Raw genomic sequence first — 17,789 nt, forward strand, 5'->3', positions numbered from 1 at the left:
AATGCTCAGCCAAGCCTATACGTCTGGAATGCAAAAGGTGAAGACATCTTGCGCAAGATCCAGCGTGCGCGAGAGGCGATGGCATCACAGTCCAAAGAGAACGTTTTTTCTGAGACAGCACACTAGCGGGGTGGATGATGGCAAGGCGTCAAGGCGCGAGAGCGAACTGGCCTGGGTGGCGAGGAGGGCGGCATGGAGGTGCCTGGAGCCGCTGTGTGGAATGTCTGCTATCGAACCCATACAGGTAGTCCGTTCCGTGTGTTTATCGCACAGAGCCAGCCGCACCATTGGTGGGATCACCTTCCTCAAGCATCTGCGTCAGGATTTCTCGCTCTATCACGCCAGGCACGACGCCGCTGGTTTCTGCTTCCAGCACGATGATGTCGTCTTCGTTGGTCATCGTGATAGCCGCTGTGGCTCGGCCCTTTTCATTCATATCTTTGATCACCCAGTGGCAGGTGATGGTGTCGCCGGCATAGACAGGCTTTTTGAAATGGAACGTCATGCTGGCGGCCAGCCAGCCAATCTGCCCGCCGATCTCGGTGACCAGACTGGCCGTCAGCAGACCATGGGAAATGGGCGCCCTGAAGTGACGGGCCTCAGCGTAGCGCGCATCGAAATGCACCGGGTTGTAGTCTCGGGAAATCCTGGCGAAGAGCTGAACGTCCTCCTCGGAAAAGCGGCGGGAAACCGTGAAGCTATCGCCCACTTGCAGTCCTGTTGCCGCGCGCTGTCTGAAGCTGATCACTGAATATTCCTTCATCGTTGTGTGGATGGATTGGCCACTCATCAAACGGGCACCCGCATGAGCGTGTTCAATAAATAAGTGCGTTGTTGCCAAGAGTCAATCCGCTCATCGATCACCCACAAACGTACAAGCCAGGCGATGAGTTGCCTGCGTAGACTCCGACGACTCGTTCACTGGGTAGAGGTCGCGAGAACCAGGCGACCCTTCCAGGCAATACCGTTATTCCTTGGGTCTCTAAAGGCAAGTCATGGAAATTTTTCTCTACGCCTTCAGCGTGATGTACAGCCCAGGCCCGGTCAATTTCATGGCGCTGAATGCCGGGCTGACCGGAAGGTTTCGCCGTTCGTTGGGTTTCTTCGTCGGCGTGGGATGCGCGCTGTTGGTTCTGTTTATCCTCTTTGGCTATACCGGCGAGGCAATTATTTCCCAGGCGGCGCTGCCTTATATTTCCCTGGTAGGCGGTATCTATACGCTCTATCTCGCTTACCAGGTCTACACCGCGACGACCGTAGTGCCGGCGCAGGCCAACGATCCATCAGCAGCGCCGCAGAAGACCCTGACCTTCTGGAACGGTTTCCTGATCCAGGTACTCAATCCCAAGGGCATCATGGTGGTGCTACCGATCACCAGCGTCATGCTGCCGGCAGCGCATATCACCGGCGCCTCAATTGCCATGGTCTCCGCGCTGCTGGCGATTGCCGGTGGCGGGGCGCTGGGGGTCTACTCGCTGCTGGGCGCCATCCTCGGTCGACGTATCCCCCGCGAGTCCTGCTTCACGGTGTTCAATCGTCTGATGGGGCTCGCGCTGGTGGTGTGTGCTTACTTCATGTTTCACGAGTTCTACCTGCACGTTAAGGCTTTATAAGTGAGTGCCATGGCGAGAGTTTGCGAAGGCAACTTGAACAGGTTGGAGCCGGTTGCCAATCGACCGTGCTATCGTTCCGAGCGTTCAAATCTGCAATCGCACCGGTGCGCCAACATGCAAGATCGCCATACAGAAAGGGACTGGGTCAAACACGCACCGCTGTCCTCGAAGGTAGAGCGGTTCGAAGCGTTCTTCGGCGCCCATGCCTTCGACCCTCATCGGCATGACACGTACGCCATCGGGCGAACAATCTGCGGCGTGCATCGTTTCCATTACCGGGGCGAAGCGAAACTGTGTTTGCCCGGTGAAACCATGATTGTGCATCCGGACGAACAGCATGACGGTTGCGCCGGTTCCGAGGCGGGTTTCCGTTATCGCGGGGTGTACGTACCCCCGTCTCTTGTTCAGCAGATCATCAAGGGTAAACCGCTGCCGTTTTTCAAGGCGGGCGTTACCGGTGATCCGCGCTTGGCCGCTGCGGCCGATGCGCTACTGAATACGCTGGACGCCGAGCTGGATCCGCTGGCGGAAGATGACGCTCTGTACACGTTCGTCATCACCCTGGCAGAACTCGCGGGCCAGCCTTTAATCAAGACAACCCATCACTTCTGCGCAGCGGTGCGAGCCCGCGAGTACATCGACGACAACATGGACAAGCCGATTACCCTGGACGACCTCGCCGACTGCGCCGAACGGGATCGCTGGAGCCTGTCGAATGACTTCCGCCTGTTCTTCGGCACTAGCCCGCACCGTTATCTCACCCTGCGTCGCCTCGACCGGGTGAAGCAGCTCGCCCAAGCAGGGCAGGCGTTGTCGGATGCCGCGATCGCGGCGGGTTTTTTCGACCAGAGCCACATGTCCAGCCACTTCAAGAAGACCTTCGGCCTTTCGCCTTCACGTTGGTATAACCCCTCGAAATAGTTCGACCACTGACCGACCCGGCCACGCCCCGAAACGCGTATTCGCTACGGTTTCATCAATGAATGTCCTCGGCGGTTTCAAGGTTCAGGGGCGTGACCCGGTTCGTGCGCGTCAGCTGGTCGAGGCCGCCAGAACGTTGGAGGAGGCCGGTGCCGCGATGTTGTTGGTGGAGTGCCTGCCCAGTCCTTTGGCCGAACACATCAGCCAAGCGGTGCGCATCCCGGTCATTGGCATCGGCGCTGGATCGGGGACTGACGGCCAGGTGCTGGTGCTCCATGACATGCTCGGCCTGTCCCTGAGCGGTCGCACACCCAAATTCGTGCGCAATTTTATGGCCGGGCAAGACAGCATCCAGTCCGCGCTGGGGGCTTATATGGCGGCGGTGAAGGGCGGGACGTTCCCGGCTGTGGAACATGGGTATTCGACTTGACGTGAAGTTTCACGAACAAGATTGAAGCCGATCTCACCGTGGCGGTTTAGACAATCGCCAATGTCCGGTTTTGGCCGATTTTTTTAAAAAGTCGGCTTCGGTTTCCACGGCAGCAAGTATTGGGCATCATCCCTGGATTGGTATAAGGAACGTATCCCATGACTGCACCTACGCTGCATCTGATGTGCGGCAAGATCGCGTCAGGTAAATCGACGTTGGCAAAAACGCTTGTCGACGACCACGCTGCGATTCTTCTCAGCGAAGACCAATGGCTTTTGAAGCTCTACCCGGGAGAGATCCATTCGGTGACAGATTACGTGCGGTGCGCGCATCGCATCCGTGGGGTACTGGGGCCGTTGGTTGTCAGCATGCTTGCAGCAGGTATTTGCGTGGTACTGGATTTTCCCGCCAATGCACCGGTGGACAGTTGGGACCTGATCTTCAAGGAAGAGAACATCAGTAAGCTCAAGCAGTGCGGCGTTGCGCTGCTCGACTCGCCGTCGGAGATTCTGCCGCTGGCCCTGCAACACCTGGGGCTGGACCCCAACAGCAAAAAGCCTGCGGACTACGACAAGGCTGAAGCGTTGCTGATGAAGATTCGTCCGTACATCACCTACTTCCACTCGTCCAAGTACATGGCCGACATCGCCAATGGTGACATCTGCGTCGCCGTCGGTTATTCCGGCAGCTTCTCCCAGGCCGCCAACCGCGCCAAGGAAGCCAAGAACGGGGTGATCGTCGACATGCGTCTGCCGAAAGAAGGCGCGCCGATCTGGTTCGACATGCTCGCGATCCCGAAAGGGGCGAAAGACCCGGAAGACGCCTACACCTTCATCAACTACCTGCTGCAACCGAAAGTCATCGCGCCGGTCAGCGATTTTGTCGGCTACCCAAACCCGAACAAGGACGCCACCGAACTGGTCGACCCGGCGATCCGCAACAATCCGAACCTGTACCCGACCGAAGAGATGATGGCCAAGCTCTACACCCTTACACCGCTGCCCCATGAAGCGGAACGGGCACGGCCCCGGGCCTGGACCAAGATCAAGTCAGGGACCTGAGTTAAAAAAAGTGGATGGCTGGCACGGACTCTATCGCGGCTGCCGAAGGCGATGCTTGCTTGCAACGCAGGCGCAAATGAGGTCCGGCGGAACTCCGTGCGGCCTGGTTCAGACCGTCGCTATCCGGCCAGAAACCGACAATGGCGGCCGAACCGTTACACCGATTCCTCCTCCCTGCTGGGTGCCATATAGAACGCTCGGGTTGTAAGTCCAGTACCTGTCGCATAATGCAGAGCAACGAGAACCGCTATGAAAGCCCATTTTGAGTTAAGTGATGACCTTGAGTCCGAGATCCAGCGTGATGGAAACATTCACCGCTTCAACCGTCAGCAGTCGGTGGTAGCAGCATGATCGAGGTCACCGAGGTTTCCATTGCCCAACTGCGTGCTGCGCTCGAATCCGGCGAGACAACGGCAGTTGAACTGGTCCAGGCCTTTCTCGCCAGGATCGACGCCTACGACGGCGCCGACACGCCCACGGCCCTCAACGCGGTGGTGGTCCGCAACCCCGAGGCGCTCAAGGACGCGCAGGCCTCCGATGCCCGTCGGGCCAAGGGCCAGACGCTTGGGCCGCTCGATGGCATCCCTTACACGGCCAAGGACAGTTATCTGGTCAAGGGGCTCACCGCGGCTTCTGGTAGCCCTGCCTTCAAAGACCTGATCGCTTATCGCGACGCGTTCACCATCGAACGCCTGCGCGCCGCGGGGGCGATCTGCCTGGGCAAGACCAATATGCCGCCCATGGCGAACGGCGGCATGCAGCGCGGGGTCTACGGCCGTGCGGAGAGCCCGTACAACGCTGACTATCTCACCGCTCCCTTCGCCTCGGGTTCATCGAACGGCGCAGGGACTGCCACCGCCGCCAGTTTCGCGGCATTCGGCCTGGCGGAAGAAACCTGGTCGAGCGGTCGCGGTCCTGCCTCGAACAATGGTTTGTGCGCCTATACACCGTCGCGTGGGGTGATTTCAGTGCGTGGCAACTGGCCGCTGACGCCGACGATGGACGTTGTCGTGCCGTATGCCAGAACCATGGCAGACCTCCTTGAGGTGCTCGACGTGGTGGTGGCCGAGGATCCCGACACCCGAGGCGATCTGTGGCGGATGCAGCCCTGGGTGCGGATCCCGAGCGTCGCCTCGGTGCGTCCAGCCTCCTATGGGTCGCTGGCGGCGAATAGTGAGGCACTCGTCGCAAAGCGCTTCGGCGTTCCGCGTATGTACATCAACGCCGATCCCGAAGCCGGCACCTCTAAAGCGCCGGGTATTGGTGGGCCAACCGGGCAGCGCATCAACACTCGTCCTTCGGTGATCGGCCTTTGGGAGCAAGCTCGCAAGGCGCTAGAAGCCGCTGGTGCCGAAGTGCTTGAGGTCGACTTTCCGTTGGTCTCCAACTGCGAGGGCGATCGCCCTGGCGCGTCGACGGTGTCCAATCGCGGGCTGGTGTCTAAAGAGTTCCTGCACCATGAATTGTGGGATCTATCGGCTTGGGCATTCGATGACTTTCTGCAGGCCAACGGCGATCCGAAACTGAACCGTCTGGTCGACGTCGACGGACCGCAGATTTTCCCGCACGACCCCGGGACTCTGCCCGGTCAGGAGGGCGACTTTGCCGTTAGCATGGACGAGTACGTGCAGATGGCCGAGCGCGGCATTACGCCCTGGGACCAGATCGCCACTCTTGCTGACGGACTACGGGGACTTGAAGAGACGCGCCGTATCGATCTGGAGGATTGGATGGATCACCTTGGACTCGATGCAGTGATTTTCCCGACGGTCGCTGACGTTGGGCCGGCGAATGCCGATGTCAATCCGGAGTCGGCGAATATCGCGTGGAGTAATGGCATATGGGTCGCCAACGGCAACCTCGCCATCCGCCAACTGGGCGTGCCCACGGTCACCGTGCCGATGGGCGTCATGGCGGACATCGGCATGCCCGTGGGGCTGACATTTGCCGGTCGTGCCTATGACGATTCGACGCTGCTGCGCTTTGCTTCGGCGTTTGAATCGACTGGGACGAAGCGATTGATCCCTCCTCGAACCCCACCATTGCTGGGTGGCAAAAAATAGAAATAGCGGGATTGGGGCAGTACAGGCTCCAATCCCGTCCAATGACGGCAAGCCAGAGCAATCTGGCCGTACTAAAAACATCGCTCATGCGATCTTTGGCGGGGTGAAACTCAAGGCGGCCGACCTTGATGGGCAGATGCTGCCCTTCGACGAACTGGAGCAGCGGTTGCGCGCGTGGCGAGATGACGGCAAGGCGCGACACGGGGACATGCTCAGTGTCGGTGGCTTCCCCTCTACCTACTGGAGTGAAGTGGCCCAACTTGAGAAGCACTTCAATCACGGTGAATGGGCTGATACGCCGATTGCTTTCCTCGGCTGGGACTACCACACCGGCTGGGCCAACAAGGCGATGCTCAAGCGTGCAGGCATTGACGCCGCGCGGGTCAAGTCGCTCAAGGGCGAAGCCGTGGCTACCATCGGTCATCATGAGGACAGCACCCCAAATGGTTTCGTTGCAGATGCCGGTTTGTCCGCGGTGGTGTCTCAGCTTCCCTCTCCAACCTTTGACCAGTTGATGGATGCAGGCCGGGCTGCGCGTGACCTGAATCACAGCCTGGGGATTACCGCGCTGATGGACCCGGCGGCCAACGCCATACCGGGTGATGCGCTATTTGACTTCAAGCCTACAGCGCAGACGTTGGGGGTTTTGCCTGTCTACAAAGCGTTGTCGGAAAAGGGTGAGCTGGAGTTGCGGGTGGCCGCGCTGATGGTTGCCAACCCCAAGAGCAAGCCTGCCGATCTGGAAGTGCTGGATCAGGTCAGAAAGCAGTTTGCTGGCGTCGACAACCTCAGCCTGCCTGGCATCAAGATATTCGCCGATGGCGTCGCCGAGTTCCCAGCGCAAACCGCATCATTGCTGCAACCTTACAAAAACTCGAAGAAAGCCGGCGAGCTGTTGATCGATCCAGCGCATTTCGGTGAGCTGGTCAGCGCCGCCGATGCACGTGGCTGGCTGGTCCATGTGCATGCGATTGGCGACCGTGCGGTACGCGAGTCGCTCAATGGTTTTGAACAGGCTCGCCGCGACAGACAGAGTGGCGTGACCCATTCGATTACCCATCTGCAGATGGTCAATCCCAAGGAGTTCGCCCGTTTCAAACCGCTGAACGTCATTGCCTCCATGCAGCTGTATTGGGCCTCCGCAGACGAGTTGAGCATTGATTTGTTGAAGCCCTACATCAGTGCAATGCAGTTCCAGTACATGTATCCGGCGCGCTCATTGCTGAAAAATGGCGCGACCATTGCGGGTGCCAGCGACTGGCCGGTCAGTACCCCCAACCCCTGGAAAGCCATTGGGCAGGCAATCAGTCGCAAGGGCCCCAAGGGTGTGCTCAACAAAGCTGAGGATATCGATCGGGAAACGATGTTCTATGCCTATACCCGTAACGCCGCCCGGGCCATTGGTCTTGAGAAAGAGATTGGCTCGCTCACCCCTGGTAAACAGGCTGACCTGATCGTCCTTGATCGCGATGTGTTCAACGTGCCTGACGAGCAATTGGCCGACACCCAAGTACTCAAGACTTACTTTGGCGGTCGCGAAGTCTACAGCCTCCCGTAATTTCCCAACATTCGCCTGACCTGTGCCTTTTCGGACATGGGAGGGCGAAGCCTTGTCCGCTAATAATAAAAAGAATCCGAAACATGCATCGTCTGGCCGCTTCCTCCAGTGACGCTGAGCCAGGTGTGAGATCAAGCCATCCTTGACGAGCAAGAAGGAAGTCAGTATTTTTCTGGAATGATCATTCCAGAAAGGGCAGTGCGATGCGTCCAAAAGAATTTGAGCATGACGAGATTGTTGACGCAGCCATGCAGGTTTTTTGGCAACTCGGCTATTGCGCCACCTCGATACAGGATCTGGTTAACGGTACCGGATTGTCTCGAAGCAGCCTGTACAACGCCTTTGAGAACAAGCATGGATTGTACGAGCATGCACTGCGCCGTTATCACGATCTGACTGCCACGAACGTAGCGCTGCTTCAGGAGTCGGGCTCGGTCAAAGGGCTGATCCGGCAACTGCTGATGAGGATCGTGAACGATGAGCTCAGCGATACCGGGCAACGTGGCTGCCTTGCTGCCAATGCCACCCTGGAACTGGCCGGCCAGGACGAATCCATTGCCGAGTTGGTCTCCCGCAACTTCCTGCGTCTGGAAAAAGCTTTGGAGCGTGCGCTCATCCGAGGTCAGGCAGAGGGGGAAATCGCCATGCACAAGAAACCTCGCGCGCTTGCACGCTTTATCGTGAACACGATCCAGGGCCTGCGGGTATTGAGTAAAGGCAGCGCTCACCAGAACCGTCGGCAACGCTTGCTGGATGTGGTCGACGTTGCGATAGACGCGTTGTAACGCGCAAACGATTGTTGCGGCGCTGCAAGTGGATGTCTGGCCGAGGCCAGGATTTCTTTGCTTAGTATTGGAATGATCATTCCAGATAAATTCAAAAGCAGTTTTCTTCATCTTTCAAGAGGCTTTGAATGATCAGCAAAAGCACCCTTGTGGTTGCCCGAACTAACCTCAGGCAGCCAATCAGGAAACAGGAAATTAACTCTTTACCAGGGATGCAGTGATGAGCACGAACGCAGACAACGGATTGATAGCAACGGGCCTGAATGAAGCGCCTGTCACGGCAAGGCTTCCCGTGTGGCAGCTGTTGGCATTTACGATGGCGGGGTTCATCGCCATCATGACGGAAACCATGCCGGCGGGGCTGTTGCCACTGATCGGGCAGGGCCTGGACGTCTCGCAAGCTATGGCGGGACAACTGGTGACGCTCTATGCCCTGGGGTCGGTACTGGCGGCGATTCCGGTCGTTGCCGCCACGCGCAATTGGCGCAGGAGACCGTTGTTCCTGCTGGCGATCGGCGGGTTACTGGTCTTCAACACCGTGACGGCACTGTCCTCCCACTATGCGCTGACCCTGGTGGCGCGGTTCATCGCCGGAATGGCGGCGGGCGTGATATGGGGACTGTTGGCCGGTTATGCACGACGCATGGTGCCTCATTCCATGCAGGGACGCGCACTGGCGATTGTCGGCATTGGGCAGCCTGTCGCCTTGTCTGTCGGCGTGCCGCTGGGCACTTGGTTGGGTACCTTGTTTGATTGGCGTGGCGTGTTCTGGATCATGTCGGCACTCGCGTTGCTGCTGTTGGTGTGGGTGCGGTTTGGCGTGCCTGACTACGCGGGACAAACTGAACGTCAGCGTCAACCGATCCGCAAGATTTTTCTGACCCCCGGTTTGCGCTCGGTTCTGTTTGTGATCTTTGTCTGGATACTTGCGCACAACATCCTTTACACCTACATCGCGCCATTCCTGGTCTGCGTTGGACTTGGCCAGCGTATAGACCTCGTGCTTCTGCTCTTCGGTGTCGCCTCTATTGCAGGCATCGGGATCACGGGGCTGTGGGTGGATCGTGGGTTGCGGGTGCTGACGCTCCTTAGTCTGGCCGTCTTCGCGATGGCAGCGCTGGTGTTGGGAATGGCAAGCGCCTCTCCCAACATCGTGCTCCTCAGCGTTGCGATCTGGGGGCTGACGTTCGGTGGCGCTCCCACGTTGCTGCAGACGGCCATTGCCGATACCGCCGGTGATGGCGCCGATGTCGCACAGTCCATGCTGGTCACCATCTTCAACCTGGCAGTGGCGGGGGGTGGCATTGTGGGTGGCTTATTACTGGAGAGTTCGGGGCCGGGTTCGTTTCCCCCGACACTGCTGGTACTGGCGCTGCTGGGGCTGGCCGTGGTTTGGCTAGCCAGGGCTGACGGCTTCAAGCCTGGCCATCGCGCGGTCAAGTAATAGGCGTGGCCAATGGGCTGCTAGATAGAAGCTGATGCAGGGAGCAGAGCCGGTATTCCTCGAGCCGTTTTCGGCCATGAAGGCCGGCGCGGTATTCATCTCGATTGCTTGTGGCGGTATTCATGTCCTGGGCACGGCGAAAATAAATTCATCCCTTTTTAGACGCTTGCATTGTGTGCTACCGAACAGACATGGGCCGGTAGCTACTCCCAATCTGACGAAAGGTCGACCGCTGCCAAACAATGATCCGATGGTCGCAGATACGGCCGCGAGCAAGGCCATCGCAATGTGCCTGTTCATCTGGGTGGCAAGGCTGGTTCGGGCTTAAACCATGGTTGGGGTCACTCATACCCTACTGGTTATCGGCTCGCGGCATCATTTATAACGCTGGTATTGGAGTACAACCATGACAACCTCATTACGGTCACTTCTCTTTATCGCTCTTGCGACCCTGTCGCTGGCTTCGACAGGCTTGCTCAATAGTGCAAGCGCCGCAACGGCGGCGGACCTGGACCAAGACTCCCGGCATGCCTTGCAAATCCTCTACAAAGCTAATCCGTTGGCCGAGACCATGTCGCGCAGCGCCAAGGCTGTACTCGTATTCCCTAAAGTTATCAAAGCAGGCCTGGTGTTTGGTGGCAGTTATGGTGAGGGGGAATTGCTCAAAGGCTCAAAAGTGGACGGTTATTACAACTCAGTGACCGGTTCATGGGGGCTACAGGCAGGTGCCCAGTCCTATGCTTATGCAGTGTTCTTGATGACTGACAAGGCGGTTAACTATGTCCGTGAAACCAAGGGTTGGGAAGTTGGCGTAGGACCGACCGTTGTCCTGGTTGACCAAGGGCTCGCGAAAAATCTGTCTAGCTCGACATTGAAGGACGATGCTTATGCGTTTGTCTTTGATCAGCAAGGTCTGATGGCGGGGGTCAGCATCGAAGGCACCAAGATTTCGCTCATCAAACGATAAGCCCAACAACGTACCGATTTAGGGGCAGAGTCCGGGCCTACTGCCGCATTCGCGCATACAGTGCTCGTTTCCAGCCTTTACAGCGACTGCTTCACCCACGGTACAGGTAGCTCGGTCTCGCCGTAATGCCGTTCAGTTAAGGCAATGAGGTCTCTATTGTAGGACCACATTCGCTTAACTGAACGGCACTACGGTCTCGCCGGGCGTTTATGTGCGGTTCATGGACGATAGTCGAGGTTCCTCAGTCTCAGCTAAGTTTGCCTGCGTAGTCTCTCCGTTGCGCCAATTGCAGCGCTGTTATGGAGAAGCACCCACATGAAGCCGCTTACAAAAGCTGATTGGCTCAACAAAGTCCCCGAAGTGACGCTGTCATTCTGGGTCATCAAGATTATGTCCACCACCGTGGGTGAAACCGGTGCGGACTTTCTCGCTGTCGATGCCGGTCTAGGGCAGAGTGTGACCAGTATCGGCATGGCCGTACTGCTGGCGATCGCACTGTTCGGCCAACTTCGTACACGTGCCTACACACCCTGGATTTACTGGCTTACGGTGGTGCTGGTGAGCGTTGTCGGGACGCAGATTACCGATGTGCTCACCGACAAGCTGGGCATCAGCCTGTATGCCAGCACGGCAGTGTTTTCCGTACTGCTGGCGATCAATTTCATGATCTGGTTTAAGTTGGAGCGCAGCCTGTCCATCAATGAAATCGTCACGCCGCGCCGGGAGTTGTTCTATTGGACGACCGTGCTCTGCACCTTTGCGCTGGGCACGGCGGCCGGCGATCTGGCCACCGAGGCGCTGGGCCTTGGCTTCACACTGGGCTCTGTGATTTTCGGCGTGCTGATCGCCGTGGCCTTTGCCGCCTGGCGCCTGGGTGGCAATGCGGTCCTGACCTTCTGGATCGCCTACATCCTGACCCGTCCTTTCGGCGCCTCCCTGGGAGACTTGCTGACTCAAGCCAAGACCTATGGCGGCCTCGGCATGGGCGCCATGTGGACCAGCGCCATTTTCCTCAGCGTCATCCTGATGCTGGTGGTCGTCGCGCAGTTCAGCGTCGGCAATCGCAAACTCGTCACTCAATAACACGTTCAAAAGCACATCAAGGAATCATCATGGTCTTCGTTCAAACCGCCGTTCGTAAAGCCGCCATCCTTTCAGCCATCGTCGTATTGGGCTTGGCCGCCGGGTGTTCAAAACCTGCCGACGCCCCTAAAGCGAACACTACTTCGGGCGCGGCCAGCGTTCAGACCGACGCGGTCCAGACCTCGGCCTCGAAATTGGGCGACTTGTCGGCGTTCCAGAACATTGCGGTGAACGTCGCCGGCCTCGTCGACAAGGCCGACTTGCCGGGCGCGAAAATGCGAATCAAGGACCTGGAGTTGTCCTGGGACTCCGCGGAAGCCGGCCTCAAACCTCGTGCTGCCGCCGACTGGCATGTCCTGGACAAGGCCATCGACATTGCACTTGAGGCCTTGCGCGCCAGCAGCCCGAAACAGAGCGACTGCAAGGCGGCAATGGATGATTTGCTGAAAACCTTCAATTCGCTGCAAGGAAAAAAATGACGGCAAGAAGCGAAGTGGGCGACTTTCAATAGAAATAAATCGCTTCGCGCATGCTTGAACAGGTGATTCAATGCAGGCTCGACACTCATTGCGCAGGTGTATGCCCGCGTGAGTGTCGAGCCTCACTTATCACCGGAGAGGGACATGCGGATATTGCTGGTCGAAGACGACCCCATGATCGGGGATGCGATCCAGGGCGCACTGAAGGATGCCAGTTACGCCGCCGACTGGGTCAGAGATGGTCTGACCGCCCTTACTGCGCTGGACACTCAACATTATGACCTGGTACTGCTTGACCTCGGTCTGCCCGGCAAGGACGGACTGGAGGTGTTGAGCAGCATTCGTGCCCGTAATAACAGCGTTCCACTGCTGATCATCACTGCCCGCGACAGCCTCGACGATCGTTTGCGCGGTCTCGATGGCGGCGCTGACGACTACCTGCTCAAACCCTTTGAAATGGCGGAATTGCTGGCCCGCATGCGTGCCGTTCTGCGCCGTAAAGGTGGCAGCGCGCTGCCCGTGTTCAGCAACGGCGTGGTGTCGCTGGACCCAATCTCGAAACAAGCCTGCACCGAAGATAATCCTGGCGTCCAGCTCTCCAGTCGCGAGTTCTCGCTGCTGCAGGCGCTGTTGATCAGGCCGGGCGCGATTCTTTCGCGCAGCGAGCTCGAAGACCGTATCTACGGCTGGGGCAATGAAGTGGAAAGCAATGCGGTGGAGTTCCTGATCCATGCACTGCGTCGCAAACTGGGCAGCCACGTCATCAAAAATGTCAGGGGTATGGGATGGATGGTTTCAAAAGGCGACTGAGCGAGTCGGTCCAACTCAGGCTGTCCGTTTCCTTGTCGCTGGCCATTCTGATCGTCGCTATCGTGGCCGGTATTTTCGCCTTCGTCTCCGCATTCGGTGAAGCCCTTGAAATGCAGGACAATACCTTGCATCAGGTGGCCGTGCTGTTCGAGCGTCAGCAGATGACGCTGACCTATCCGGTGCGCGGCAGGAGGATCGAAGGCGATGATGAAGAATCCAGGGTCATCGTTCAGTACCTGACCGATGGCAACAAGACCACGGGCAACGTTGATGCCGGAGCACCGCTGCCGCTGCCGACCGCGCTGGCCGACGGCCTGTCGACGCTGGACGTCGGTGGCGAACCGTTTCGTGTGCTGGTCAAGACCCTGACAAGTGGCGAACGCATAGCCGTCGCACAGGAAACCGGCGCGCGCGACAAGGACGCCCGCGAGAGCGCCTGGCGCGGCCTGCTGCCGTTTCTCATCCTGTTTCCCGTGCTTTTGCTGGTGGTTGCCGATCTGGTGCGCAAGCTATTTCGACCCATCGCGGTACTGGCTTCTGAAATCGATCAGCGCGGCGAGCAGGAACTGCACCCTATTGACGAAAACCATCTGCCTGCCGAAATCCGTCCTTTCGTGCTGGCCATCAATCGATTACTCAACCGTGTGGCTCAGTCGATGGAAACCCAGCGCCGCTTCGTCGCTGACGCTGCCCACGAACTCCGGTCGCCCCTGACGGCCCTGTCCCTGCAAGCCGAACGCCTGGCCGTCGCAGACATGTCGACGTTGGCCCGTGAGCGTCTGTTTGCGTTGCGGCGGGGGATCGAACGCGGCAAAAATCTGATTGATCAATTGTTGGCGCTGGCCACCGCACAATCGACCTCGACGCTGCCTGCATCGCCGGTTTCGGTGCATGACGTCTATCGTCGCGTGTTGGAGGACCTGCTGCCGCTGGCCGAGATCAAGCAGATCGACATCGGCGTCGAGGATGAACAGGATGTGCACGTGCTGATCAACCAGATCGAACTGCTCGCTGTGGTCAAGAACCTGGTCGATAACGCCATTCGCTATACACCTGCGGGCGGGCGGGTGGATCTTTCGGTGGGCATGGAGGAGGGCGGGGCGTTGTTGCAGATCAAGGACTCCGGTCCCGGGATTGCAGCTGAGGAGCGCGAGCGTGTGTTCGATCCGTTTTATCGCAGCCTGGGGAGCCATGAGGTGGGGTCCGGGCTGGGGTTGTCCATCGTCAAGGCGATAGCGGACCGCAACGGGGCACGGATCCGCCTGGGGTTTTGCGATGAGGTGCAAAGAAGCGGGTTGTGTGTCTCGGTATGGTTGCCGTCATTGATATCCCGCAGCGTTCCCCCTGCCGCCCATCTGTAGGCGCAGATTCATTTGCGAAAAGAACATATCGCCAGCCGTGTATTCCTCGGCTGTCCCTGGATACTCATACAAGGATCAACCCATGCTTTTAAGCAAACGCGATCAGGCGCGAATCGAGCGTCGCCTGGTGGTTACCCTGACCGAGGCATGTGAGACGGCCAAAGCGGAAATTGCAGGGTTCTCCTGGCTGACCCATGAAGTGGATTACACGGCGTTCCCCGCAAGTCTGATGGTGACCTGGGTCTTCGACACGCTGGCCAACAAGAGTCAGGCCCTGGCCAGTGGGCAAGCTGAACGCATGGTCGAACTGACAGCCGTGGCGCTAAGTGAAGCGGATATTCTCGTCAGTCCGGTCTCGACCCATGTGCAATTTGATACTGAAGAGCAATGTCAGCGCGCCAATGCCGGAAACTGGCAGCAACGCTTGGCGCGCACGCGCTCGACTCGGGGTTAGTGTCAGGAACTCCCTTCTTATGGCCCGAGAATTTGTTCAAGTAATATCCTGACAATCGGTTCAAGTCAGTCGATTTGCTTATTGGTAGAGACATGTAGGGCGGGAAAGACTTCCGACGTTCGAAATGCGCTATTGCTGCTCTTTGTGGCAGGCAGCAATCGGCCCAGGCTGTGTAAAAACGCATCCATCATTTTGAGGTCCGCGTTGCTACGTGGAATCTGCCGGAGTTCGCTCAGTCAGCCAGACCTGAACTTTACGTAGGTGCGCGATTTTCGACCCGATTCCGTTCGCTGCTGCTGGTCGAAAACGTTTTTACACAGCCTCGGCCAGAAGCAGCCATACACTTCATAGCAACAACTGGCTGACGCTCCTACAAGGGGTTGACGAAGCCCTTGCGCAAAACAGAGACATAATTATTGGAGCGCTTGATCTGGGCGAAAAAACTGACAGAGGACAATCCCTACTTGAGCATCTGCACAGGACCGAGGCCTCGCCCCGCGGGAGCGCAAGTCGGCTGAATGTTAAAGACGTCACCCTGAGGGATATGCAACTGACACAAGAAACGCCGGGCCGGATCGGAGTTGGCGTTCCCTGTAAAGGCGATCATCCTGGACTCACGCAATACCTGCCGGCTGAGTTATACCTAGATGAGTATAAGGAAAATGGCAGGGGCGGCTGGATTCGAACCAACGCATGGCAGGATCAAAACCTGCTGCCTTACCGCTTGGCGACGCCCCTGTATCTGTTGCTACGAGTGGCCAGCACTCTCTTCCTGATTTTGCAGCTCGCGAGCAACATCGAGATGTTGCTTCCTTTCGCTACAAGCCCTGTAAGGGCCTCTGCAAGAATGCGCGGGAATTTATCAACTTTCGCTTCGCCTGGGAAGACAAAAAACACACAAATTTGTTTTAAAACAGCCAGTTGCTGTTTATCGAGGTTAGACACAATCCTCTAGGGGGCTTTTGAGTTTTCCAGTGGGAGCCGGCAACCGGTGCGCACAGATGCGGCTGCTGTCGGCCGAGGCTGTGTAAAAACGTTTTCGAGCAGTTGCAGCGTTCCAAAATGGAGAAAATATCTCGTTTCTACGTAAATTCCAGGTCTGCTGACTAGTCGAGCGCTGACAGATTTAACTCATAAGCGAGGACTTCAAAATGGTTCGTGCGTTTTTACACAGCCTGGGCCGGTTGCTGCCTGTCACGACCGGTTGAATCCACACCCAAAAACAGACGTTCTTGCCGGATTTTATGGATCCCTTTTTCGCCACCTATACTTAATACAGTGGGGTCGTAAGTGCCGGGCATTCCGTTCGGAAAAGACGCTGGCACATCTGCAAAAGCACCACAAACAGCTTTTCAGGAGCAAGAAAACAGCCCATAGAGGTTTACGGAGCCAGTAAACCCGTATGAGCGGTGTGAAGTATTGGGTTGACGCTCATCTGATGTCGGGTGGGCTATCACGGTCGAATCTATTGTAGGGGACTGCGATCTTGAACCTGCGTTCCCTGATCGTCGCCTTGATGATGGTGGTGTTGGTGGGATGCGCCATTCCCCATCGCGCGCCCGAAGTGACTGCGCCGGTTCTGATCTCGGAGAATACCTGGCAACAGGTCGATCGGGACATAGTCGCCGCATCCCAATCCGCGACAGAACAGGCCAACGTCTATGCGCGCGGCTCCATGGAGCAATGGAGGGTCCTCGTCTATGAACGCACCGATGCAAACTTCATTCCGTGGTTTAGCAGCTACTGGACTCAGGAATGGCTGTCTCTCAAGGTGAGCTGGTACACGGTGACCGCAGGGGGAGAGGCGGATGTGTCCGCAAAACGATTGGCGGCCTATATGCAGGAGCAATACCACGATCGTGTGCTGGACCCCGTCGCCGTTGAGATCGATCCTGACGCGATCATGGGGCAGGCGACAGAATTCTACGTCCGGCTCCTCGACAAACAACTTCAGGCAATTGCGCAGCGCTACCGTGTACCTGCGGATCAACTCGACCGGCGGCTCAAAGACATTCCAGCAATCGCGTTGGCGCCTCCTCCAGCCCACAGTGCTTCGCTCTACCAGATTGTTCACGCTGATCCGATCGCCAAGCTGCCGGCCTATGTGGCCCTGATCGATCGGATCCACGATGCCGCTGGTGGCACGGGAGCCAAGTCATCGGACGCAGCTTTATCGTCGGTGGCGAAACAGACCAGCGATAAACTGGAGGCCCAACTCGCAGGCAGAGGTATCGCAAGCGCTACCGCAGCGGCGGCCGGCCGGGTAGCCGGTGTGATGATTTCCATGGGCGTGGCGGGATTTCGTGCCATCGCGCACGAGAGCGAACGGCCGGACATGGAAGCACAGGTTCGGAAAAACCTGGACGCAGCCTTCGACGAGGCGTGGCTCAAGCTGGTCAAGAGCCCCACTGTCGGGGTGATGGCTGGGGTCTATTACCTGTCCGGGCAAATCGAAGGAAGTCTCACCAAATCCATTGAATTGCCGGTCATACCCGGACCGGTACCGCGAGAAGTTCCCCTGCCAGGCAAGCAACCTCTTCAGGACGGAATAAGTGGCGGCTAAGCCCTTGCCACGATGGGTACGCGGATGAACCTGCGAAAGTACGCCTGTGCGGTGTCTGCTATGGCGAAAAGGTGTCACTGCCCGAAATCGTCATGCGTCATGACCGCTCGTAACCCTGCATAAGCGTTAGCCCACGCTTCGCTATTCTTAATGACACGGACCGCCGGGACTGTTGAATACGTGTCAGGCGGCATGAG

At 57.8% G+C, this 17,789-nt stretch carries 14 protein-coding genes, 1 tRNA gene and 4 pseudogenes; 16 read left to right on the plus strand and 3 right to left on the minus strand.

The window, feature by feature from the left end:
• Window positions 1–126: pseudogene (locus tag ACZYSM_RS20855) on the plus strand (IS630 family transposase); the annotation flags it as partial.
• Window positions 127–262: 136 nt separating this feature from the next.
• Here the strand turns inward: ACZYSM_RS20855 and ACZYSM_RS20860 are convergent.
• Window positions 263–748: a MaoC family dehydratase gene (locus ACZYSM_RS20860; protein ID WP_489074250.1), complete on the minus strand. Its 486-nt coding sequence runs from the start codon at window positions 746–748 to the stop codon at window positions 263–265.
• Window positions 749–995: 247 nt separating this feature from the next.
• Between ACZYSM_RS20860 and ACZYSM_RS20865 the strand changes: the two genes are divergently transcribed.
• The 14 genes and pseudogenes from ACZYSM_RS20865 (at window position 996) to ACZYSM_RS20930 (ending at window position 15,029) form a co-directional block, all read left to right on the plus strand.
• Complete coding sequence (locus ACZYSM_RS20865) at window positions 996–1,613, plus strand: LysE family translocator (protein ID WP_489074113.1); 618 nt, start codon at window positions 996–998, stop codon at window positions 1,611–1,613.
• A gap of 114 nt (window positions 1,614–1,727) precedes the next feature.
• On the plus strand, window positions 1,728–2,534 hold the full coding sequence (locus ACZYSM_RS20870) for an AraC family transcriptional regulator (protein ID WP_489074115.1): 807 nt from the start codon (window positions 1,728–1,730) through the stop codon (window positions 2,532–2,534).
• A gap of 46 nt (window positions 2,535–2,580) precedes the next feature.
• A pseudogene (locus tag ACZYSM_RS20875) lies at window positions 2,581–2,964 on the plus strand (3-methyl-2-oxobutanoate hydroxymethyltransferase); the annotation flags it as partial.
• Between the two features lie 185 nt (window positions 2,965–3,149).
• A pseudogene (locus ACZYSM_RS20880) lies at window positions 3,150–4,025 on the plus strand (extracellular solute-binding protein); the annotation flags it as partial.
• 347 nt (window positions 4,026–4,372) lie between these two features.
• Complete coding sequence (locus ACZYSM_RS20885; RefSeq protein ID WP_489074117.1) at window positions 4,373–6,088, plus strand: amidase; 1,716 nt, start codon at window positions 4,373–4,375, stop codon at window positions 6,086–6,088.
• A gap of 31 nt (window positions 6,089–6,119) precedes the next feature.
• A complete protein-coding gene (locus tag ACZYSM_RS20890) occupies window positions 6,120–7,646 on the plus strand; it encodes an amidohydrolase (protein ID WP_489074252.1) in 1,527 nt (508 codons plus the stop codon).
• Between the two features lie 203 nt (window positions 7,647–7,849).
• Entirely contained in the window at window positions 7,850–8,431 is a 582-nt protein-coding gene (locus ACZYSM_RS20895) for a TetR/AcrR family transcriptional regulator (RefSeq protein ID WP_489074119.1), read from the plus strand.
• 220 nt (window positions 8,432–8,651) lie between these two features.
• The gene (locus ACZYSM_RS20900; RefSeq protein WP_489074121.1) at window positions 8,652–9,875 is read left to right on the plus strand and encodes an MFS transporter; all 1,224 of its coding nucleotides are present in this window, start codon (window positions 8,652–8,654) and stop codon (window positions 9,873–9,875) included.
• 406 nt (window positions 9,876–10,281) lie between these two features.
• Window positions 10,282–10,842, plus strand: a complete 561-nt coding sequence (locus ACZYSM_RS20905) for a lipid-binding SYLF domain-containing protein (protein ID WP_489074123.1) — start codon at window positions 10,282–10,284, stop codon at window positions 10,840–10,842.
• 315 nt (window positions 10,843–11,157) lie between these two features.
• A complete protein-coding gene (locus ACZYSM_RS20910; protein WP_489074125.1) occupies window positions 11,158–11,925 on the plus strand; it encodes a COG4705 family protein in 768 nt (255 codons plus the stop codon).
• A 29-nt stretch (window positions 11,926–11,954) separates the two neighbouring features.
• Window positions 11,955–12,404 carry a hypothetical protein gene (locus tag ACZYSM_RS20915; RefSeq protein WP_489074127.1) on the plus strand — a complete coding sequence of 150 codons (450 nt, stop codon included), beginning with the start codon at window positions 11,955–11,957 and terminating at the stop codon, window positions 12,402–12,404.
• A 144-nt stretch (window positions 12,405–12,548) separates the two neighbouring features.
• Window positions 12,549–13,214: a response regulator transcription factor gene (locus ACZYSM_RS20920; protein ID WP_489074129.1), complete on the plus strand. Its 666-nt coding sequence runs from the start codon at window positions 12,549–12,551 to the stop codon at window positions 13,212–13,214.
• Window positions 13,190–14,575 (plus strand): ATP-binding protein, encoded by a 1,386-nt coding sequence (locus ACZYSM_RS20925; RefSeq protein ID WP_489074131.1) that lies wholly within the window; start codon window positions 13,190–13,192, stop codon window positions 14,573–14,575. Before ACZYSM_RS20920 ends, ACZYSM_RS20925 begins: the two co-directional genes overlap by 25 nt.
• An 82-nt stretch (window positions 14,576–14,657) precedes the next feature.
• Window positions 14,658–15,029 carry a hypothetical protein gene (locus tag ACZYSM_RS20930; RefSeq protein WP_489074133.1) on the plus strand — a complete coding sequence of 124 codons (372 nt, stop codon included), beginning with the start codon at window positions 14,658–14,660 and terminating at the stop codon, window positions 15,027–15,029.
• A 663-nt stretch (window positions 15,030–15,692) separates the two neighbouring features.
• Here ACZYSM_RS20930 and ACZYSM_RS20935 read toward each other — a convergent pair.
• Both ACZYSM_RS20935 and ACZYSM_RS20940 read right to left on the minus strand, forming a co-directional pair.
• A tRNA-Gln gene (locus ACZYSM_RS20935) sits at window positions 15,693–15,767 on the minus strand.
• Window positions 15,747–15,929 (minus strand): annotated as a pseudogene (locus tag ACZYSM_RS20940) (hypothetical protein); the annotation flags it as partial. The pseudogene ACZYSM_RS20940 and the gene ACZYSM_RS20935, both read right to left, overlap by 21 nt.
• Window positions 15,930–16,515: 586 nt before the next feature.
• Here ACZYSM_RS20940 and ACZYSM_RS20945 point away from each other — a divergent pair.
• Window positions 16,516–17,592: a P-loop NTPase family protein gene (locus ACZYSM_RS20945; RefSeq protein WP_489074135.1), complete on the plus strand. Its 1,077-nt coding sequence runs from the start codon at window positions 16,516–16,518 to the stop codon at window positions 17,590–17,592.
• Window positions 17,593–17,789: the final 197 nt, after the last annotated feature.

It is taken from the genome of Pseudomonas sp. F220, from assembly GCF_057813935.1.